Genomic DNA, 17707 nt, shown 5'->3' with positions numbered 1-17707 from the left:
TTAAAATTTGAAAAGATGAACTTGAAATTAAAGATATGGCGTCAGAAGAACGCCCAGGCCAAAGGGGAATTTGTGGAGTACGCGGTGGAGAATATTTCGCCCGACACGTCGTTCCTCGAAATGCTGGATATTCTGAACAATGATCTGATCCACAAAGGCGAAGAGCCGATCGTGTTCGACCACGACTGCCGTGAAGGCATTTGCGGTATGTGCTCGCTGCACATCAACGGCCATGCGCACGGACCCGACGAGGATGTTACCACGTGCCAGCTGCACATGCGTAAGTTCCACGACGGTGAAACTATCGTGATCGAACCGTGGCGTTCGAGCGCCTTCCCGGTGATCAAGGACCTGGCCGTGGATCGCAGTGCATTCGATAAGATTCTGCAGGCCGGCGGTTTCATTTCGATCAACACGGGCGGTGTACCGGATGCCAATGCGATTCCTATTCCGAAGAAGGATGCCGACGAGAGTATGGATGCGGCTGCCTGCATCGGTTGCGGAGCGTGCGTAGCGACCTGCAAGAACGGTTCGGCTATGTTGTTCGTCGCTGCCCGCGTATCGTCGCTGGCCAAGTTGCCGCAGGGTCGTGTTGAGGGTGCCCGCCGTGCCAAGGCGATGGTAGCCAAGATGGACGAACTCGGTTTTGGCGCTTGTACGAATACCGGTGCCTGTGAAGCCGAATGCCCCAAAGGTATTTCGATCGCACACATCGCCCGCCTGAACCGCGAATTCCTGTCTGCGAAACTGAAAGACTAATCCGTTGCCAGGGTGCCCGCCTGAACTTGTTGTCTGGCGGAGCCCGGTTAAACGATAAAGTTGATTGTTGCCGGGGCTTTGAATTTTCAAAGCCCCGGTTTTTGTATCTTGTCGCCGGATGTAGCCATTGTGTAAATTTCCCGGCAATCCGGTCGTGAGTGATCGGGAAAGCTGTTAAAACGTGTGAAAATACTGTGTAGGGTACCGTTCATCGGAGTGTGTTACACAAAATTAAAAGGAGCTGATTATGGAATCCATTCATTTTCGGAATGGAACAAAAAAGGATATCGGTGTATTGGCTGAACTGTTTCGGGAGACGGTTTGTCGTATCAACAGCCGGGACTATTCACCGGAACAGATTGCAGCCTGGACGGGAGGCGCAACGCCGAAGCGGTGGGACGGGCTCTTCTCCGGAGCGCTCCGGTTTATTCTTGCCGAACGGGATACGGATGGAGCGATACTCGGTTTTACAGCAGTCGATCGGGGGTATCTACATTCGCTGTTCGTGCATGCGGAATACCAAAGCCGGGGCATCGGATCGGGATTGTTGGAGCAGGCGGAAGCATATGCGCATATGCAGGGTGCCGTTCGGATCACTTCCGAAGTGAGTTTGACGGCCCGGCCCTTTTTTGAGCGAAAAGGTTATCGGGTGGATCGGGAACAGCAAATCGATCGAGGCGGCGTTTTGTTGACTAACTTTTTGATGTACAAAACGCTGAGCTGAATTGTCCGGTTGTTTCCATTTTTACCGTGTTATTTTTATGTTAAAAAATGGAGGCAAAAGATTCAACCTGGCCCGGAATCGCTATATTTGCCAAAGAACGATATACGAATAGTGATGAATTACAACAGCCGTATGATGATGTCCATGTGTATGCCTTCCAGCTTATGCCGGACACTTCCGCTGTTGCCTTGATCGAACCTTTACGTATTGAGTAGACACCATAGAAGTCCGGCTGTTAAGCCGGGCTTTTTTTGTTTTAGCCGGGTTTACTGCAAGAGGGGTTCCGGCGGAGAAGTGCCCGGACAGGATACCGGCCCGACATGGAGATGACCCGATAACATCGAACCGAATCCGTTAAATCTTATAAAAACATTTAATCGATAAAACCATGAGCAAGAAAAATTACCGCTTTGACACGTTGCAGGTCCACGCCGGACAGGTACCCGATTCTGTTACCGGTTCCCGTGCCGTACCCATTTACCAGACTACATCCTATGTGTTCGACGATGCGCAGGATGGTGCCGACCGCTTTGCGCTGCGCAAGTTCGGCAATATCTATACCCGCCTGACCAATCCGACCACCGCCGTTTTCGAAGAGCGGGTCGCCGCCCTCGAAGGCGGAACGGCTGCTGTAGCGGCCGCATCTGGACTGGCTGCGCAATTTCTGGCCATCGGTAACCTGGCGGAAACGGGCGATAACATTGTCAGTACCTCCTATATCTACGGTGGAACCCATAACCAGTTCAAAGTTGCCTTTCGTCGTCTGGGCATCGAGGTCCGTTTTGCAAATGGCGACGATCCGGCTTCGGTCGCTTCACTGATCGACGACAAGACCAAAGCGATTTACCTGGAGACGATCGGCAATCCGGAATTTAACGTTCCCGATTTCGAGCCGATCGTGGAGGTGGCCCGCAGGCACGGCATTGCCGTCGTGACCGACAACACGTTCGGCGCCGGCGGATATCTGTGCCGGCCGCTGGAGTGGGGAGTGAATGTGGTGACCCACTCTGCGACGAAGTGGATCGGCGGCCATGGGACGAGTCTTGGTGGAGTCGTCGTCGACGGGGGTAATTTCGATTGGGGCAACGGACGTTATCCTGCGCTGAGTGAACCGTCGGATAGTTATCACGGCCTGAATATCTGGGAAACATTCGGTGCGGGCAGTCCGTTCGGTAATATTGCGTTTGCAATCCGTACGCGCGGTGAAGGGTTGCGCGATTTTGGGCCCACGCTTAGTCCGTTCAACGCATTCCAGTTGCTGCAGGGGCTCGAAACGCTGTCGCTACGGGTACAGAGAAGTGTGGACAACGCATTGGAGCTCGCCCGTTGGTTACAGAAGCATCCTAAAATCGAAAGTGTGAATTATCCGGGGCTGGAAGAAAATCCGCACCATGTTTTGGCGAAGAAATACCTGCGCCACGGCTTCGGCGGTGTTTTGTCGTTCCGGGTGAAAGGCGATGCCGGGCAGGCTGCCGAAGTGATCGGCCGGTTGGAGCTGATCAGCCACCTGGCCAATGTCGGCGATGCGAAAACGCTGATTATCCATCCGGCTTCGACAACCCATTCGCAGTTGCCGGCCGACGAACTTGTCCGGGCGGGCGTCTATCCGAACCAATTGCGGTTGTCGCTCGGTATCGAAGATATTGAGGACCTGAAAATCGATCTGGACGATGCCTTGACGGGTGTGTGAAGTTAAAGGCGCCGCAAAAGAAGGCATTCCCGATGTGCGGAAACAGGCCGGAAGACATATCACAGGGCTCTTTGTTTGCGGGATTGTTCGTTTCTCGTTAAATTGCCGTGCTGCCGCCGGTGAAAAGCGGCTTTGAGGAATGAGGACATTAATTATTGCCGATAACCAGGATATTACCCGGGCCGGATTGCGGGCATTGTTTGCTCGTAACCCGGCTGTGGGTGCTGTTTGCGAAGCCCGGAGTAAGAGTGATTTGATCCGGAATTTGCGACTGGCTCCCGATGCAGTCGTCATTCTGGATTACGCGTGGTTCGATTTCAACCGGGTCGAAGAACTTTGCATTTTACGCGATCGGTATCCGTGCAGCGGTTGGATGCTCTTCTCGGAGACCCTGGTCGGTTCACTGTTGCATTGTAGTTTGCGTGGGGAGAGGCCTTTCGGCGTGGTACTCAAAAGATGCGATTCGGATGAGATAGAGGCCGCGTTTGAAGCCGTAATGCAGGGCAGGGGGTACGTCTGTGAGTCGATCCGTGATACGCCGGCGTACCCCGAACAGTCCGGTACGGGTGGGATGTCTGCGGACACCGTATCGTCCGGGATGCTGCATCCGGTTGTTTCGATGCCTTCCGTACATTCGCTGACCCCGACCGAACAGGCTGTTTTGCGTGAAATCGCATTGGGGCGCACGACGCGTGAAATTGCTGCTGACCGTTATGTTTCGTTCCACACCGTTATCACGCACCGAAAGAATATCTTTCGCAAACTCGGCGTAAATAACGTGCATGAGGCGACGAAGTATGCCATGCGGGCGGGAATTATCGACGTGGCGGAATATTGTATCTGAACCGAATGTTTTTTGTTAGATGCTTATTTTCCAGTAAATTTTTTTTGCGTGATCAAGTAAATTTACCCGGGAGAGCACTCTTCTGCGGCAGGGGAGTGGATTGTAGTTCAAGCACGTGCCAGGATGCTGTACGGGGCGAATAAATAGGGATTTATCATTTGCAGGGTTGAGGTGAAAAACGGTTTTGAGGTTAAGTTCCTGTTTTATTGAAGAGCAGGACCGCATGAGCGGTCATATCTCGTAGCAGAGGTTGCCTCATCCCCTGATGCTCTTACAGCAGTTGTACTCGCTTTCCGTTCTTCCGTTATAAAGGATATTCGTCGAATGCGTACAATACCGTGGACAGGTAACGTTCGCCGGTATCGGGCAGCAATACGACGATCTCTTTGCCTTTATTTTTTGGATCGGCCGCCAGTTGCGTAGCCGCATAGGTCGCGGCGCCGGCCGAGATACCGACCAGCAGGCCTTCGGTACAGGCAAGTTCGCGGGAAGTGCGGATGGCGTCGTCATTCGACACCGTGATGATCTGGTCTACCGCCGCCGCATTGTATGTTTTCGGAATGAATCCTGCGCCGATACCCTGGATTTTGTGCGGACCCGGTTTACCCCCCGAAAGGACGGGCGAATCGGCCGGTTCGACGGCAACGATCCTGATTTTCGGGTTTAACTCTTTGAGCCGTGCACCGACCCCGCTGACGGTACCGCCGGTACCGACGCCGGCTATGAAAATATCGACTTTCCCGTCGGTGTCGCGCCATATCTCTTCGGCGGTCGTGCGTTTGTGTACGGCCGGATTGGCCGGATTTTCGAATTGTTGCAGGATGATCGCTCCCGGATGCTCGTCGCGTAGCGCTTCTGCCTTTGCGATAGCCCCTTTCATCCCTTCCGCACCCGGCGTCAGCACGATATTCGCTCCGAGCGCTTTCAGCAAATTGCGCCGTTCGATACTCATCGTGTCAGGCATTGTTAACGTCAGTTTATAACCTTTGGCCGCTGCGACGAGCGCAAGGCCCACTCCGGTGTTGCCGCTGGTCGGCTCGATGATCTCGCTGCCCGGTTTGAGCAACCCTCTGTTTTCAGCGTCTTCGATCATTGCCAATGCGATGCGGTCTTTGACGCTGCCGCCCGGATTGAAATATTCCAGCTTGCCGATGATGGCAGCGTTCGGCGCGTATTTCTTATTGAAGTTCGAAAGTTCTAGCAGGGGGGTATTGCCGATCAGGTCGGTCAGTTTTTTTGCGATTTTTGACATGGCTTCGATGTTTAGTTGGCTTTTCTCTTGTGGTACAAAGATAATGCCTTGCAGTGCGGTGAGGCAATCCCACGAATATGGTATTTTTACCCGATACGGCCTGGATATGTTATTCCACGTCCAGTTCGAGCTCCTTGCGCAGTTTGGTCAGCAATGGATTTTTGTCCGTGAGGTAGCGTAACCGGTCCTCCACCTTGATCGGTTTAAGGCCTTTGGGGTTGGCTTTGATCGTGACGTTGAACTCGATGGGGACCCGCAGTCCGCTTAGTTCGCCGAGCCGGTATTTCATTTCGGCGAGGCTGTGCATCAGTTCGTCGTAGGAAGATTCGTTCGGAACAGTCAGGTTGATGCAATTGCCGCTGACCCGGGCATCCTGGAATAATACCCCCATGCGCGGCCGTTCCTGCATCAGCTCTTGCGAGAATCGTGCGCATCCGGCAATCAGAGCCGTTTCGGTATCTTCGTCGATCTCTATCGGTTCTTCGTCGCCCTCCTCTTCTTCCATGTTTTCGGAAACGGCCACGGGAGCCTGCAGGATCGAGCTGATCGAGCGTCCCGATAGCGATATGCCTCCCGGAAGTCCCGTTGCGGTATTGGCTTTTGTGGAAGCTGCGGACGATACGGGAGTTGCCGGAATCGCAGGTTGCGCTGCCGCCCGGGGAGTTGCACCGGATGTCGGAGTTGCCGCCGTTGTTACTGGCGGGGACGGCACTGGAGTCGTAGTCGGCGGTGCAGGAACTGTGGCGGGTGTAACGGGTTGCGAAGCTGTAACCTGGGGTGTGGCCCGGGATGTTTCGGGTACGGCAGTCCGTTCCGCCGGTTGCATTCCGGGGGTATCCCTCCGTTCCAATACGGGCAACGAAGGTGTTAAGGCGTCACTGTTTTTTTTTTGACCGAGCCCGCAGAGTTTCATCAGGCCCAGTTCGACGTGCAGACGTTGGTTTGTCGCGGTTCGCAATCCCGAGTCTATCGCCGTCAGGAGATTGATCCCTTCGAACAGTAACGGGACACTGCATTCGGCCGCCTGTGTTTTGTAGCGTTCCGCTACACTGCCGGTCACCTCCAGCAGCGGCAGCGTCTGCGGGTTTTTGCACATCAGCAGGTCGCGGAAGTGGTTGTTCAGTCCCGCTACGAAGGTCTGGCCCGAGAAGCCTTTGCGCAGTACGTCGTCGAACAGCAGCAGCGCTTCTGTGTAGTTACCCGCGAGAATCTGTTGCGTGATGGTGAAATAAGTGTCGTAATCGAGTACGTTCAGTGTGCCGGCGACCTCTTTGATCGTGAGGTTCGATCCGCAGAACGAAACCACCTTGTCGAACATCGACAGCGCGTCGCGCATCCCTCCGTCGGCCTTTTGGGCGATGATGTGCAGCGATTCGTCGTCGTAGGTAACGCCCTCCTGCGAAGCGATGTATTTGAGATACTCCACCCCGTCCTCGACCCGGATGCGGTTGAAATCGTAAATCTGGCATCGCGAGAGGATCGTCGGGATAATCTTGTGCTTTTCGGTCGTCGCAAGGATGAATACCGCGTGTGCGGGCGGTTCTTCGAGCGTTTTGAGGAATGCGTTGAACGCCTGCAGGGAGAGCATGTGCACCTCGTCGATGATGTAGACGCTGTAGCGGCCTACCTGCGGTGGGATGCGCACCTGATCGATCAGGTTGCGGATGTCGTCCACCGAGTTGTTCGACGCGGCGTCGAGCTCGTGGATGTTGAACGAGCGGTTTTCGTTGAAGGCTTTGCACGATTCGCATTCGTTGCACGCTTCGGCATCTGCGGTCGGGTTGAGGCAGTTGATCGCTTTGGCGAAGATACGCGCGCAGGTGGTCTTGCCCACGCCGCGCGGTCCGCAGAAGAGGTAGGCGTGTGCCAGCTGACCGCGGCTGATCGCGTTTTTTAGCGTCGAGGTGATATGCGACTGGCCCACCACCGAAGCAAAAGCGGCGGGACGGTATTTGCGTGCGGATACAATGAAGTTGTCCATAGGATCAAAAGGCGTTGCCGGCGTTACGGTGTCGCCAGGACTCCCGGAGTAATGAACGGATTCCGGCCCGGCGTCGAACAAAGATAGTAAAAAATGGCGGTTTACCGCCCCGTGGAATCCTCTTTTACGAGGTAGTCGCTCTTCTCGACGTGCTGGTAATATTGTTGCAGGCGCGCTTTCAGGTCGCGTTCAACCTGTTCCAGATAGGATGTGCGTTCGGACGCGATATCGTGTCGTTGCAGCGTGTCGGTGCGGGCATAGGCCGACACGGTTTTGTGTCCGTCGAAGAAAAGCACGAGCGAATCGGTAATCGCCTGGTAATTCTCTCCTGTCATGTTTACGGCCATTGCTGCACGGTCGTTTTCGCGCAGCACGTCGCGCCCGAAAGCGAAGTACGGCTTTGCATAGCCGGTCAGGCCCAATAGCGTCGGCATCAGGTCTATCTGCTGCGTGACGCGCGCATCGGAACCTTTGATCGCGCCGTCGGGCGTGTACAGCAAGCAGATGATGTGACTGTTACCGGTGGGCGTGAGCGTTTTCGGCGCGAAGGTTTCCGACGAGACATGGTCGGCGACGAAGACGAAAATCGTGTGGTCGTACCAGGACTCTTGCGAGGCGGTCTCCATGAAACGGCGGATCGCGAGGTCGGTATAGGCTACCCCTTTATGCACTTTGGTTTTGCCGGCCGGCAGCGTGTTCCGGTATTGTTCGGGTACGACGAACGGGTGGTGTGAAGTGAGGGTGAAAACCGAGGCGAAGAAGGGTTGAGGCATCGTATTCAGTTGCCTGGCCATGTACTGCAGAAACGGTTCGTCCCAAATACCCCAGTAGCCGTCGAAATCGCCGGTACCCTGCGCCTGTTCATAGTCTTCGCGGCTGTAATAGTGCTGGATGCCGGCTTGCGAGGCGTAAGCGCCGAACCCCATCGATCCGCGCGCCGAGCCGTTGAAGAACGAGGTCCCGTAGCCCTCGTCGTGCAGGATTTTCGGCAGTGCGTCCATCGGGGCCACCGCCTGTGGCAGCAGTACGAAAGGCGTTTCGTACGACGGGATCGACGAAAGGATCGACGGCAGTGCTTCGATCGACTTGTGACCGTTGGCGAAGGCATTGGTGAAGTAGTATCCTTCGCGCATCAGCGAGTCGAGAAACGGGGTAAAACCTTTTCCGTCCGGGTAAAGGTCCGGGTTGAGCAGTGCCGAATGTTCACCGCTGAAACTTTCGAGTACGAAGAGAACGATATTGCGCTTGCCCAGCGAGGGAGCCCCGCCGTCGGGATGGTGGTAAGGGGCGTACAGCGAGTCGAGCGTAGCCTGGTCGAAAAATTTCTCATAAACGATCGCCTTGTTGCCGAGCGTCCGGATCAGGCAGAACGGGTTGCTCAGGATCAGGTTCGCTTTCAGGTTGGAGGCCGTATAGAGGGTCGCGTTACTGAGGGTGATCGGCCGTGTCTGGCGGCTGAACCCGCCGCGGATGCCGCCCATGACCAGTCCGATCGCAACGGCCAGCACGGCGAGGTTAATGCCGAAATAGGCCCATCGGTTTTCAATCCGCGTGGGCATCGCTTTGATACGGCGGTAAACCCACACCATCGCGGCAATCAGCAATGCGCACCACAGGACGATATACCAGTTCTCGGCCAGACCTTTGAGAACGACCGTTCCGGTGTTGTCGTTATTATGCAGGTAGGAGAGTTCGTCCGAGGTGAACCGTTTGCGGGCGTAATGGAAATAGATGCCGTCGGCGGAGTTGACGATCAGCGCGAGCGCGTTGGTAACGGTGTAGAGCCAGCACAGTATTCGCTGGTACCGTCTTGTTTCGCGGAACCGGAACGGTAGCAGCGACAGCAGGATGAACAGCGCGTTGACGTACAGGATCGAAGCCGTATCGAACATGCCCGCACCGCGCAACAGTCCCGGTATTTCATTCCACTCCAACGGGCCGACCAATCCGGCGTTCTGCAGGTAGAAAACGATCCGGCAAAGAAACCACAGAATGTAAAGCAGCGCCAATCGCAACAGGAGCGTAGTCGCGTCGTTTTTCAAGAATCTTTGTAAAAGGTTTTTAGTGCTGTTTTTCATCGGATGGGAAATCTCAAAACGGCTATTTCGAAGAAACGGTACCCCGAACGGATGGCTTGCACCAGGTTAAAGTAGTCGATGAGGAGAACTTATGTCTGTTTCTTTGATTTGATGCGGATCTCGGGTTTATGGTAGACGGTCGAGTGCGGGGGAACCGATTCGGTGAGCCAGACGTTGCCGCCGATCACCGTGTCGTGGCCGATTACCGTGTTGCCGCCGAGGATCGTGCTCCCGGCATAAATGATGACATTGTCCTCGATGGTCGGATGGCGCTGTTGTCCGCGCAGCTCTTTGTCCACGTAGGTCGCTCCGAGGGTAACGCCTTGATAGAGGCATACGTTCTTGCCGATTACCGTCGTTTCGCCGATCACGATGCCGGTGCCGTGGTCGATGTAGAAATGGGGGCCGATCTGCGCGCCGGGGTTGATGTCGATTCCGGTCTGGCTGTGCGCGTACTCGGTCATCACCCTGGGCAGTACCGGGATCTGCAGGCGGTAGGCGATGTGGGCGATGCGGTAAACCATGATGGCGTAGAATCCCGGGTAGCACAGGATAACTTCTTCGATGCAGTAAGAGGCGGGATCGCAGGTGCTGTACATTTCCGCATCCCGCACCAATCCGGTGTAAACCAACGGTATCTCGCCGAAAAACTTTTGAGTCAGTTCTTTGCAGTCGACTTGCTTGCAAGAGCAAAGAGGACAAATGATTTTTAGAAAATCCTGTTGGAGTTTTTCCCAGCGGGCGGCGATCTGCACTTCGGAGATGTGCTTGTCGTCGCGCACGGGGAACATCACATTGGTCAGTTCGTCGACAAAACGGCGTACCGCTACCTGCGAAGGAACCTCGTGGCAGAAAGTTTCGGTCATTTTGTAGAGGCGTGCGGGAAAATTTTTGATAGCGTCGGCCATATGCGGTATGCTAATTCTGTTCCGGTTTATTTCAGCGAGGCGACGTAGCGCTCGATATCGTTTTGCAATTTGTGGTAAAGGAAGCAGTCTTTGTAATGCTCGTTGTCGAGCAGTACCTCGCGTACGTTCCGCAGAGCGTTGTTGTAGTTGCTGATCTCGTTTTTCAGCGCAACGCCCTGTTTCGTGCCCATATTGATGCGCTGTGTGGTGATGTCGCGCAATTTGTCGCAAACGGCGTGCAGCAGCGTGATGATAACGTTGTCCAACAGCGTGTGTCCCTGCATGAAGTAGTAGACGTTGTACGGCGTGACGCCGTATTCGGCGATTTGTTCGCCGAAGAGGCGCACTTCGTGTGTCCAGTCCCGGTTGTGTACTTCCAGTGCGTGCAGCCGTTTGTCGGCCTGCCGCTGGAGCCATTCCAGCGTGGGTTGCCCGTTGTCGCGCAAGTCGAGGTAGTTGAGCCTCACGCTGGTACGGAAGTCGATCAGCGAGAAAGCCCGTTCACTCTTGCGCCGTGCCGAATAGGCGTACCACAAAAACAGCGGGTAGATGATGCGCGAATACTCCCTGAGGAAAGCTTCGAAGTCGAAAATCAGCGTATCGTTTTTGGTCGCTTTCGCACAGATACGGTGTAACGAAGGAGGATGGCACAGGTAATTTTCCGTTGCGTAGGCGTAGGTGTGGAACAGGTAGGGCGATTCGTTCACCAACCGCGACTGCTCGGTGTGGCCGTCGAACAGGTAGTCGAAATCGCTGTCCACGCACAGCAGCAGGTCGGGGCTGCTTTCGGGAATCATATCCAGCAATACGCGCTTGCCTTTGGCCAGGTCCTGCCGCGGAGGAACGCTGATTTCGAATTTGAGCCGGTCGGTTTCGTAGTCGTCGAAAATGCCGCGCCAGAAAGCCACGTCGTCGTATCCTTCGACAAATACCTTCACCAGCCGGTAATCTCCGTTCGCATAACGCGAAACGATGGGAAGCGTGGCGGGTTGTGGTTCTTCGCGGTAGTAGCGTTTCTGTTTTTTCATCGGTCGGTTTATTCGGACAGTTCTACGCACACCACCTCGATTCCTACGCGCTCCAGCAATTCGATGCCGTCCGAACTGTGGTACGAGTCGGCATAGACTACCCGGCGGATGCCGCTCTGGATGATCAGTTTCGCACATTCGATACAAGGCGATGAGGTGACGTAGAGCGTTGCGCCCTCGCTGCTGTTGTTCGATTTGGCTACCTTCGTGATTGCGTTCGCCTCGGCGTGCAGGACATAAGGTTTCGTTTTTCCCGCTTCGTCCTCGCAAATGTTCTCGAAGCCTGACGGAGTGCCGTTATAGCCGTCCGAAATGATCATCTTGTCCCGGACGATCAGCGCGCCGACCTGACGCCGTACGCAGTATGAATTTTCGGCCCAGATACGGGCCATTTTCATGTAACGGATATCGAGCTGGCGCTGTTTCTCTTCCTTGTATCCCATAAATATCGTGTTGAAAAGAGCATCGAGGGACTCTCTGTGAAAATCCCGTTTACAAATATATGGATTTTCATCCGTTATCCAATGCCTTCGTGCATTTGCGGCAGGTATAGCTGTTTATCAGCGGGTTAATTGTTGTGCAGTTGTTGGATGTTCCAATATTATTTTAGTATATTTAACTGCTTTACGGGCGTTTCGCCTCCCCCGGAAATTTTGTCTAACCAAAATTCAAGACCTATGGAAAGCAAGTTTTTTACTTTCGTCCGACCCTATCTCGATTATATCGATTCGGGCCGTTTTTTCCGCCAGCCGTTCTGTTGGTTGTATAGTGTATTGGCTGTTCTGAACCTGTTGTTTCCGCTGATCGTTCTGGCGCAGTCCTGCCGTTTGGGGGTGTTCCATGCCGGCGGGAAGGTGGTTATTGCTTTTATCATTGCTTTTCTTGTGTTGGCTTTGGGTGGCTGGATCAGTTTCCAGATCTGGTGGAACCGCAAAAACCGGATCATGCAATCGTCGAAGCAAGGCGATGATTTTATCGCGATACCCGTCTTTTCGGATTTTATCCAGACGGCCGGCGAGTGGGCCGGAACATGGATCGCCGTTGTGGGCGGTTTGCTGTCGTTGTTGTTGTCTTTGATTTTGGGTGACGATATGTTCCTGATGAACCGTGCGCTCGGCTTCGGTTTCCTCGATTTCAGCTTTATGGGAATCGTCCTTTTCCCGATTTACGGGTTCCTGATCGTGATCGTTGCTCGTGTGGTTGCAGAAGTCTACCGTGCGTTGGCCGCTATTGCCAACAATACGAAAAAGTCATAGTCTGTCGAGCGTCGGAGTAGGATGTGCGGCAGTAAAATATTTTCGCACGATACGGTATGACAGTGCAAAACGCAGGCGAAGTCCGAAACTTCGCCTGCGTTCATAATATGCCGTAAATCCGGATTGCGGACAGGTCCCGATGGTAACGGCTAGTCGATGTAAATCTCCAGCAGTTTCCCCTCTCCTTCGAGGGTGACCTGCTCGATGCAGGCCGGGATGAGGATGGTTTCGCCTTTGACGGCGGTTTCGCTGCCGCCGTTCCATTTCAACGTGAGGTTTCCTTCGAGGATCATGTAGATCACGAATGAATCCAGCGCTTCGTAAGAACGTACGAGCTGGCCTTTGACCTCAATCACATTGGTAGTGAAATAAGGGCATTCGACCAGGTTGACCGACCTGTTCATTTCGGGCTTGTGCGTGACGTCGTAGTGTTGGTCGGGAGCGAAGTTGATCGCATCGGCAGCCAGGTCGGTATGCAGTTCGCGACCTTTGCCGTTCTTGTCCACCCGGTTCCAGTCGAATACGCGGTAGGTGATGTCCGAAGTCTGCTGGATTTCGGCGATCAGGATACCTTTGCCGATTGCATGGATCGCACCCGCCGGAATAAAATAGGCGTTATCGGGTTTGACCGGCATGCGTGCGAGGATGTCGGCCAGTGTGCCGTCGGCTACGTGGCGCAGGTACTCCTCTTTGGTGACTGGGCGGTTGAACCCGAGGCACAATTCGGCGTCTTTTTCGCTGTCGATTACGTACCACATTTCGGTTTTGCCGTACGAGTTATGGCGTTCCAGTGCAAGTTTGTCGTTCGGATGCACCTGGATCGAAAGCGCGTCCTGTGCGTCGATCAGCTTGATCAACAACGGAAACAGCAGGCCGAATTTATTGTAAATCTTGTCGCCTACCAGTTCACCCATGTATACTTCGATCAACTCTTCGAGGCTGTTTCCGGCTAGTTTGCCGTTGGCGACGACCGAAACGTTCCCCGGCACGGCGGAAAGTTCCCAGCTTTCGCCGATGAGTTTGCCTTCGGGCAGCTTTTTGTCCATTTTGCGGCGGAGCTGGTCGCCACCCCAGATTCGTTCTTCGAACAGGGGGTTGAATTTCAGGGGGTAGAGCATATTCTAACGTTTTTGATTGTGCGATTTTGTAGTTGCAAAAGTACACTTTTATCACGATAATTCATACCTTTGGAGCTCATTGATAACGGGAAAATAACAAATCTAACAGAGCTGGAAAAGATGAAAGAGACAGTATTGGTTACAGGTGGAGCCGGGTATATCGGTTCGCACACGACCGTCGAGTTGATCGGGGCCGGATACGATGTGGTGATCGTCGACAACTTGTCGAACTCCGAATTCGGTGCGGTCGAGGGTGTTCGCAAGATTACCGGCGTAGAGGTTCCCTTCGAACAGGTGGATTGCACCGACAAAGAGGCGATGGCCCGTATCTTCGATAAGTATAAGTTCAATTCGATCATCCATTTCGCGGCGTCGAAGGCGGTGGGTGAATCGGTCGACAAACCGTTGCTTTACTACCGGAATAACCTCCAGTCGCTTATCACCATCCTCGAACTGATGCGTGACAAAGGTGTTCGCAATATCGTTTTCTCGTCCTCCTGCACGGTATACGGCCAGCCCGAGGTGCTGCCGGTTACGGAGCAAACGCCGCGCCAGAGCGCTCAGTCGCCCTATGGCAATACGAAGCAGATTTGCGAGGATATCCTGCGGGATACGGTACATGCCTATCCGGCCATTTATGGAATCGCACTGCGTTATTTCAACCCGATCGGCGCCCATCCGTCGGCTTTGATCGGCGAATTGCCCAAGGGGGTACCGATGAACCTGGTGCCCTTCATTACCCAGACGGCTGCTGGGCTTCGCGAGTGCCTGAGCGTTTTCGGCGACGATTACGATACCCCGGACGGCTCGGCGGTCCGCGATTACATCGATGTGACCGACCTGGCCCGTGCGCACGTAGTGGCGGTCGACCGGATGACCGGCGGTAAAAGCAAAGGCAATTACGAATTCTTCAATGTCGGAACAGGCAAGGGCCTGTCGGTACTGGAGCTGATTGCTGAGTTCGAAAAGGCTACCGGTGTCAAAGTGAACCACAAGATTGTCGGACGCCGGGCCGGCGACATCGAGAAAATCTGGGCCGATACCTCCTTTGCAAACCGGGAACTGGGTTGGAAGGCGCAGCGTTCTACGGGTGAGACGCTGCTTTCTGCATGGAATTGGGAAAAACGGCTGCGCGGGATCAAGTAAGTCCGACCCAATTGCTCTGAATACGGATCGGTATGATTTGCCGGTTGGCTTATGGAAATGTCGATAGTACCCGTGTTACGGGCAGTGTATATAAGCAGAACAACGGCCTAAAAGAGCGAAGCCCCGTAGCAATCTTACTCGGTGTAACTTATAGGGGGAAACGGCTGCCCAGCGGGCAGCCGTTTCTTTTTTGTACTACGGTCTCCATCGGGTGTTTGACGTGGGGCCGGTTTGTAGCCGTTTATTTACCGGGGACAGAACTCGGTTCGCTGGCTTGGGCTGATTTGAAGATTTCCCCCATCTTTTGGGCGAACTGCATTGCCCATTGTTGGGCGACCCCCATGGCATCGGTAGCGATTTTGGGTTGCGCATCCGCCATTCTCCGGCCAGACGGAGTTTCGTAAAAACGGATGATGTTGTCGAGATCCTCTTCCGTATAGTACTTGGCGTAAATAGGAACCATCAGATCCATCAGCTGGGTAAATGAATTGTCGAATAGGACTTTCATTTGCTGCATCGTATTCTCCGAAAGCTGATTGCTATTTTGTTGCATCTGTTGTTGCATCATTTGTATCATCTGTTCCGGTAATTGCCGTTGCACTGCGTTAGCGCCTGATATCTCCATCATCTGTTTGAGCTTGGCATTGAATTCAGGCGATTGGGCGTGGACTTGAAAACCGGACAGGAGGAATGCCCCGAGTGTAAACAGGAATAATTTTTTCATGATAAAAGTTTTATGTGTATTAGTCAGTGCGGAACGGGGTGCTGTTGTATTCGGTTGTAACGGGCAGGAAAGAGTGATCTCGAGTTGGCCGATTTCCAGTCCGAGACCGCTCGGTAGGTGGGTGTTGTGTGGTAATATATTGGTTGTAAGCGAGTTGTTTTTTTCGGTCCGTTTGTGCTAAAGAATCAGCCTGGAAAGTTTTTTGGCGATCAGGATACGCTCCTGGTTCAGTGCCGAAATTTGGTGTGTCACCGTACCGAGCTCCTCTTCCGAAAGCTCTTCGTTGCACAGCTTGTGCTGTAGTTCGGCGATGATCGTCTCGATCACCTTCGATTTGTACAGGATGACCACGCGCGGTACGGCCACCGGCAGGCGGTCCTGTTCGCTTTCGACGATAATGTCGTGTTTCTGCCACAGCTTGCTGGCCGTGTAGTTGTCATCGTAAGTGAGCAGGTCGACGATCGCAGTTGCGACCGTCGGGTCGGCATGGTTGATGAAACGGTGCATCTCGATTTGTTCGCCCGCTTCCCATAGCTGTTTGTACTCATCGTAAATGGTACGGTAGGCGGAATTGGTCAGCCGGATGCCGTTGTTTTCGAGGTCGCCGATGATCACGTCCGCCACATTCAGTTGTACGGTCTCTTTCCCTTCTTTGTAATCAAACGACTGGTCGCCGTATTTGACGAGGTATTTGATCAGTTCGCGTTCCAATTCTTCGGTGCTGCTGCCAGGCATGACCTGCTTTTGCAACGTCGGAGCGGTCGGGGGCGATTCCCGTCCGCGCAGGATCTCCTGCCGCCGGACAAACTCTTTCGCTTCGCTGCCGGCCGAACGTTCGACGCGCTTGAGTGCAATTTCACGCAACAACACCTGTTCGTCGATCTCCATCTGTTTCGCGCATTCGCGCGTATAGACCGAGCGCGTAATGGCATCGGGAATCACCGAAATGCTCTGCACGATGTCGGAGATCAGCGCCGCTTTCTTCAGCGGGTCGCCCTGCGCTTCGTCGAGCAGCAGGCGTGTTTTGAACGAGATGAAATCCTCTTCGTGGCCCAGGATGAAATCACGAAGCTCCGTGGCGTTGTGCTTGCGTGCGAACGAGTCGGGATCGTCACCGTCGGGCAGCAGTACCACCCGTACGTTCAATCCTTCGCGCAGAATCATGTCGATACCCCGTAACGACGCTTTGATCCCGGCGCTGTCGCCGTCGTAAATCACCGTGACGTTTTTCGTAAACCGGCTGATCAGCCTGATTTGGCCTTCGGTCAGCGAAGTGCCGGATGAGGCGACGACATTCTCGATTCCCGACTGGTGCATCGAGATGACGTCTGTGTAACCTTCGACCAGGATGCAGCAATCCTCCTGCGTAATGGCCCGTTTGGCCTGATAAAGGCCGTAAAGGACGTCGCTTTTGTGGTAGATTTCCGATTCGGGCGAGTTGAGGTATTTCGCTACCTTCTTGTCGGTGCGCATCGTACGGCCGCCGAATGCGATGACACGACCGCTGATGCCGTGGATCGGGAAGATCACACGTGTGCTGAACCGGTCGTAATAAGTTCCGTCTTCGCGTTTGATGGTCAGTCCGGTGGCGGCGAGGAACTCCTCTTTGTAGCCCTCTTTGAGCGCCTGCCGTGTGAAGGTGTCACCGCCGCCGGGGCAGTAACCGAGTCCGAAGGCAAGGATCGTAGCGTCGGAAAAGCCGCGTTCGCGGAAATAGGCGATGCCGATGTTTTGCCCCTCCGGTGTTTCATGCAGTGTTTTGGCGAAATATTCGGCGGCATAGGACGAGACGACCATCATGCTTTCGCGGTCGTCGTTGCGGCGCTCTTCCTCGGGGGTGAGCTCCCGTTCCGCCACCTCGATGCCGTACTTTTTCGCCACGTATTTGAGCGCTTCGGGGTAGGTCATGTTTTCGTGCTCCATCACGAAGGTGACGGCGTTGCCGCCTTTCCCGCAGCCGAAACATTTGAAAAGGCCTTTCGACGGCGAGACAACAAACGAAGGCGTCTTTTCGTTATGGAACGGACAGCATGCCTGGTAATTGACCCCTTTCTTTTTGAGTTGCACGAAATCGCTGATTACCTCGACGATATTTGCCGAGGCGAAAATGCGGTCTACTGTCTCTTTATCGATCATGGTGCGTCTCTCCGGATCCAAAGATACGTTTTTTTCCGTTACACCCGCCGGGGAATAGCCGGG

Annotated in this window: 15 protein-coding genes; 6 read left to right on the top strand and 9 right to left on the bottom strand. The window is 54.2% G+C overall.

What is annotated here, in order from left to right:
• The first annotated feature begins 15 nt into the window (after window positions 1-15).
• From NQ495_RS06480 to NQ495_RS06465, 4 genes are all read left to right on the top strand, one after another.
• Window positions 16-759 (top strand): succinate dehydrogenase/fumarate reductase iron-sulfur subunit, encoded by a 744-nt coding sequence (locus NQ495_RS06480; RefSeq protein ID WP_009133764.1) that lies wholly within the window; start codon window positions 16-18, stop codon window positions 757-759.
• 247 nt (window positions 760-1006) lie between these two features.
• Window positions 1007-1483, top strand: a complete 477-nt coding sequence (locus tag NQ495_RS06475) for a GNAT family N-acetyltransferase (RefSeq protein WP_009133765.1) — start codon at window positions 1007-1009, stop codon at window positions 1481-1483.
• Between the two features lie 388 nt (window positions 1484-1871).
• Window positions 1872-3173 (top strand): O-acetylhomoserine aminocarboxypropyltransferase/cysteine synthase family protein, encoded by a 1302-nt coding sequence (locus NQ495_RS06470; RefSeq protein ID WP_009133766.1) that lies wholly within the window; start codon window positions 1872-1874, stop codon window positions 3171-3173.
• 139 nt (window positions 3174-3312) lie between these two features.
• Window positions 3313-4017, top strand: a complete 705-nt coding sequence (locus NQ495_RS06465) for a response regulator transcription factor (protein WP_009133767.1) — start codon at window positions 3313-3315, stop codon at window positions 4015-4017.
• Window positions 4018-4321: 304 nt separating this feature from the next.
• On the opposite strand, the gene cysK is transcribed toward NQ495_RS06465, so the two are convergent.
• The 6 genes from cysK to NQ495_RS06435 all read right to left on the bottom strand — a co-directional run bounded on the left by cysK (window position 4322) and on the right by NQ495_RS06435 (window position 11707).
• Window positions 4322-5269 carry a cysteine synthase A gene (cysK, locus tag NQ495_RS06460; protein WP_009133768.1) on the bottom strand — a complete coding sequence of 316 codons (948 nt, stop codon included), beginning with the start codon at window positions 5267-5269 and terminating at the stop codon, window positions 4322-4324.
• A 109-nt stretch (window positions 5270-5378) separates the two neighbouring features.
• Window positions 5379-7250 carry a DNA polymerase III subunit gamma/tau gene (locus NQ495_RS06455; protein WP_259800928.1) on the bottom strand — a complete coding sequence of 624 codons (1872 nt, stop codon included), beginning with the start codon at window positions 7248-7250 and terminating at the stop codon, window positions 5379-5381.
• Window positions 7251-7351: 101 nt separating this feature from the next.
• Window positions 7352-9328, bottom strand: coding sequence for an LTA synthase family protein (locus NQ495_RS06450; RefSeq protein WP_050807965.1), 1977 nt, complete (start codon window positions 9326-9328; stop codon window positions 7352-7354).
• A gap of 89 nt (window positions 9329-9417) precedes the next feature.
• Window positions 9418-10236 (bottom strand): serine O-acetyltransferase EpsC, encoded by an 819-nt coding sequence (epsC, locus tag NQ495_RS06445; protein ID WP_009133772.1) that lies wholly within the window; start codon window positions 10234-10236, stop codon window positions 9418-9420.
• Window positions 10237-10262: 26 nt separating this feature from the next.
• Window positions 10263-11264 (bottom strand): DUF4435 domain-containing protein, encoded by a 1002-nt coding sequence (locus tag NQ495_RS06440; protein ID WP_009133773.1) that lies wholly within the window; start codon window positions 11262-11264, stop codon window positions 10263-10265.
• Between the two features lie 8 nt (window positions 11265-11272).
• A complete protein-coding gene (locus NQ495_RS06435; RefSeq protein ID WP_009133774.1) occupies window positions 11273-11707 on the bottom strand; it encodes a deoxycytidylate deaminase in 435 nt (144 codons plus the stop codon).
• A gap of 234 nt (window positions 11708-11941) precedes the next feature.
• Between NQ495_RS06435 and NQ495_RS06430 the strand changes: the two genes are divergently transcribed.
• Complete coding sequence (locus NQ495_RS06430; RefSeq protein WP_009133775.1) at window positions 11942-12520, top strand: hypothetical protein; 579 nt, start codon at window positions 11942-11944, stop codon at window positions 12518-12520.
• Window positions 12521-12669: 149 nt separating this feature from the next.
• Here the strand turns inward: NQ495_RS06430 and NQ495_RS06425 are convergent, their stop codons facing one another.
• Window positions 12670-13638: a type I phosphomannose isomerase catalytic subunit gene (locus NQ495_RS06425; protein ID WP_009133776.1), complete on the bottom strand. Its 969-nt coding sequence runs from the start codon at window positions 13636-13638 to the stop codon at window positions 12670-12672.
• Window positions 13639-13758: 120 nt separating this feature from the next.
• Between NQ495_RS06425 and galE the strand changes: the two genes are divergently transcribed.
• Window positions 13759-14784, top strand: coding sequence for a UDP-glucose 4-epimerase GalE (gene galE, locus NQ495_RS06420; protein WP_009133777.1), 1026 nt, complete (start codon window positions 13759-13761; stop codon window positions 14782-14784).
• Window positions 14785-15025: 241 nt separating this feature from the next.
• On the opposite strand, the gene NQ495_RS06415 is transcribed toward galE, so the two are convergent.
• Both NQ495_RS06415 and dnaG read right to left on the bottom strand, forming a co-directional pair.
• Window positions 15026-15508 carry a DUF2059 domain-containing protein gene (locus tag NQ495_RS06415; RefSeq protein WP_009133778.1) on the bottom strand — a complete coding sequence of 161 codons (483 nt, stop codon included), beginning with the start codon at window positions 15506-15508 and terminating at the stop codon, window positions 15026-15028.
• Between the two features lie 177 nt (window positions 15509-15685).
• Window positions 15686-17644 (bottom strand): DNA primase, encoded by a 1959-nt coding sequence (gene dnaG, locus NQ495_RS06410; protein ID WP_009133779.1) that lies wholly within the window; start codon window positions 17642-17644, stop codon window positions 15686-15688.
• Window positions 17645-17707: the final 63 nt, after the last annotated feature.

This window comes from Alistipes indistinctus YIT 12060 (genome assembly GCF_025144995.1).
In the GTDB taxonomy this organism is placed as follows: domain Bacteria; phylum Bacteroidota; class Bacteroidia; order Bacteroidales; family Rikenellaceae; genus Alistipes_A; species Alistipes_A indistinctus.
Note: the sequence above shows the minus strand (reverse complement) of the source record. Positions and strands in the feature narration are given on the sequence as shown.

Bases quoted from the DNA above. Each gene is read 5' to 3' on its own strand.
- NQ495_RS06415 (WP_009133778.1), bottom strand. From the start codon at position 15,508: ATGAAAAAATTATTCCTGTTTACACTCGGGGCATTCCTCCTGTCCGGT.
- NQ495_RS06430 (WP_009133775.1), top strand. From the start codon at position 11,942: ATGGAAAGCAAGTTTTTTACTTTCGTCCGACCCTATCTCGATTATATC.
- NQ495_RS06470 (WP_009133766.1), top strand. From the start codon at position 1,872: ATGAGCAAGAAAAATTACCGCTTTGACACGTTGCAGGTCCACGCCGGA.
- NQ495_RS06455 (WP_259800928.1), bottom strand. From the start codon at position 7,250: ATGGACAACTTCATTGTATCCGCACGCAAATACCGTCCCGCCGCTTTT.
- NQ495_RS06450 (WP_050807965.1), bottom strand. From the start codon at position 9,328: ATGAAAAACAGCACTAAAAACCTTTTACAAAGATTCTTGAAAAACGAC.
- NQ495_RS06435 (WP_009133774.1), bottom strand. From the start codon at position 11,707: ATGGGATACAAGGAAGAGAAACAGCGCCAGCTCGATATCCGTTACATG.
- epsC (WP_009133772.1), bottom strand. From the start codon at position 10,236: ATGGCCGACGCTATCAAAAATTTTCCCGCACGCCTCTACAAAATGACC.
- cysK (WP_009133768.1), bottom strand. From the start codon at position 5,269: ATGTCAAAAATCGCAAAAAAACTGACCGACCTGATCGGCAATACCCCC.
- galE (WP_009133777.1), top strand. From the start codon at position 13,759: ATGAAAGAGACAGTATTGGTTACAGGTGGAGCCGGGTATATCGGTTCG.
- NQ495_RS06475 (WP_009133765.1), top strand. From the start codon at position 1,007: ATGGAATCCATTCATTTTCGGAATGGAACAAAAAAGGATATCGGTGTA.
- NQ495_RS06465 (WP_009133767.1), top strand. From the start codon at position 3,313: ATGAGGACATTAATTATTGCCGATAACCAGGATATTACCCGGGCCGGA.
- dnaG (WP_009133779.1), bottom strand. From the start codon at position 17,644: ATGATCGATAAAGAGACAGTAGACCGCATTTTCGCCTCGGCAAATATC.
- NQ495_RS06425 (WP_009133776.1), bottom strand. From the start codon at position 13,638: ATGCTCTACCCCCTGAAATTCAACCCCCTGTTCGAAGAACGAATCTGG.
- NQ495_RS06440 (WP_009133773.1), bottom strand. From the start codon at position 11,264: ATGAAAAAACAGAAACGCTACTACCGCGAAGAACCACAACCCGCCACG.
- NQ495_RS06480 (WP_009133764.1), top strand. From the start codon at position 16: ATGAACTTGAAATTAAAGATATGGCGTCAGAAGAACGCCCAGGCCAAA.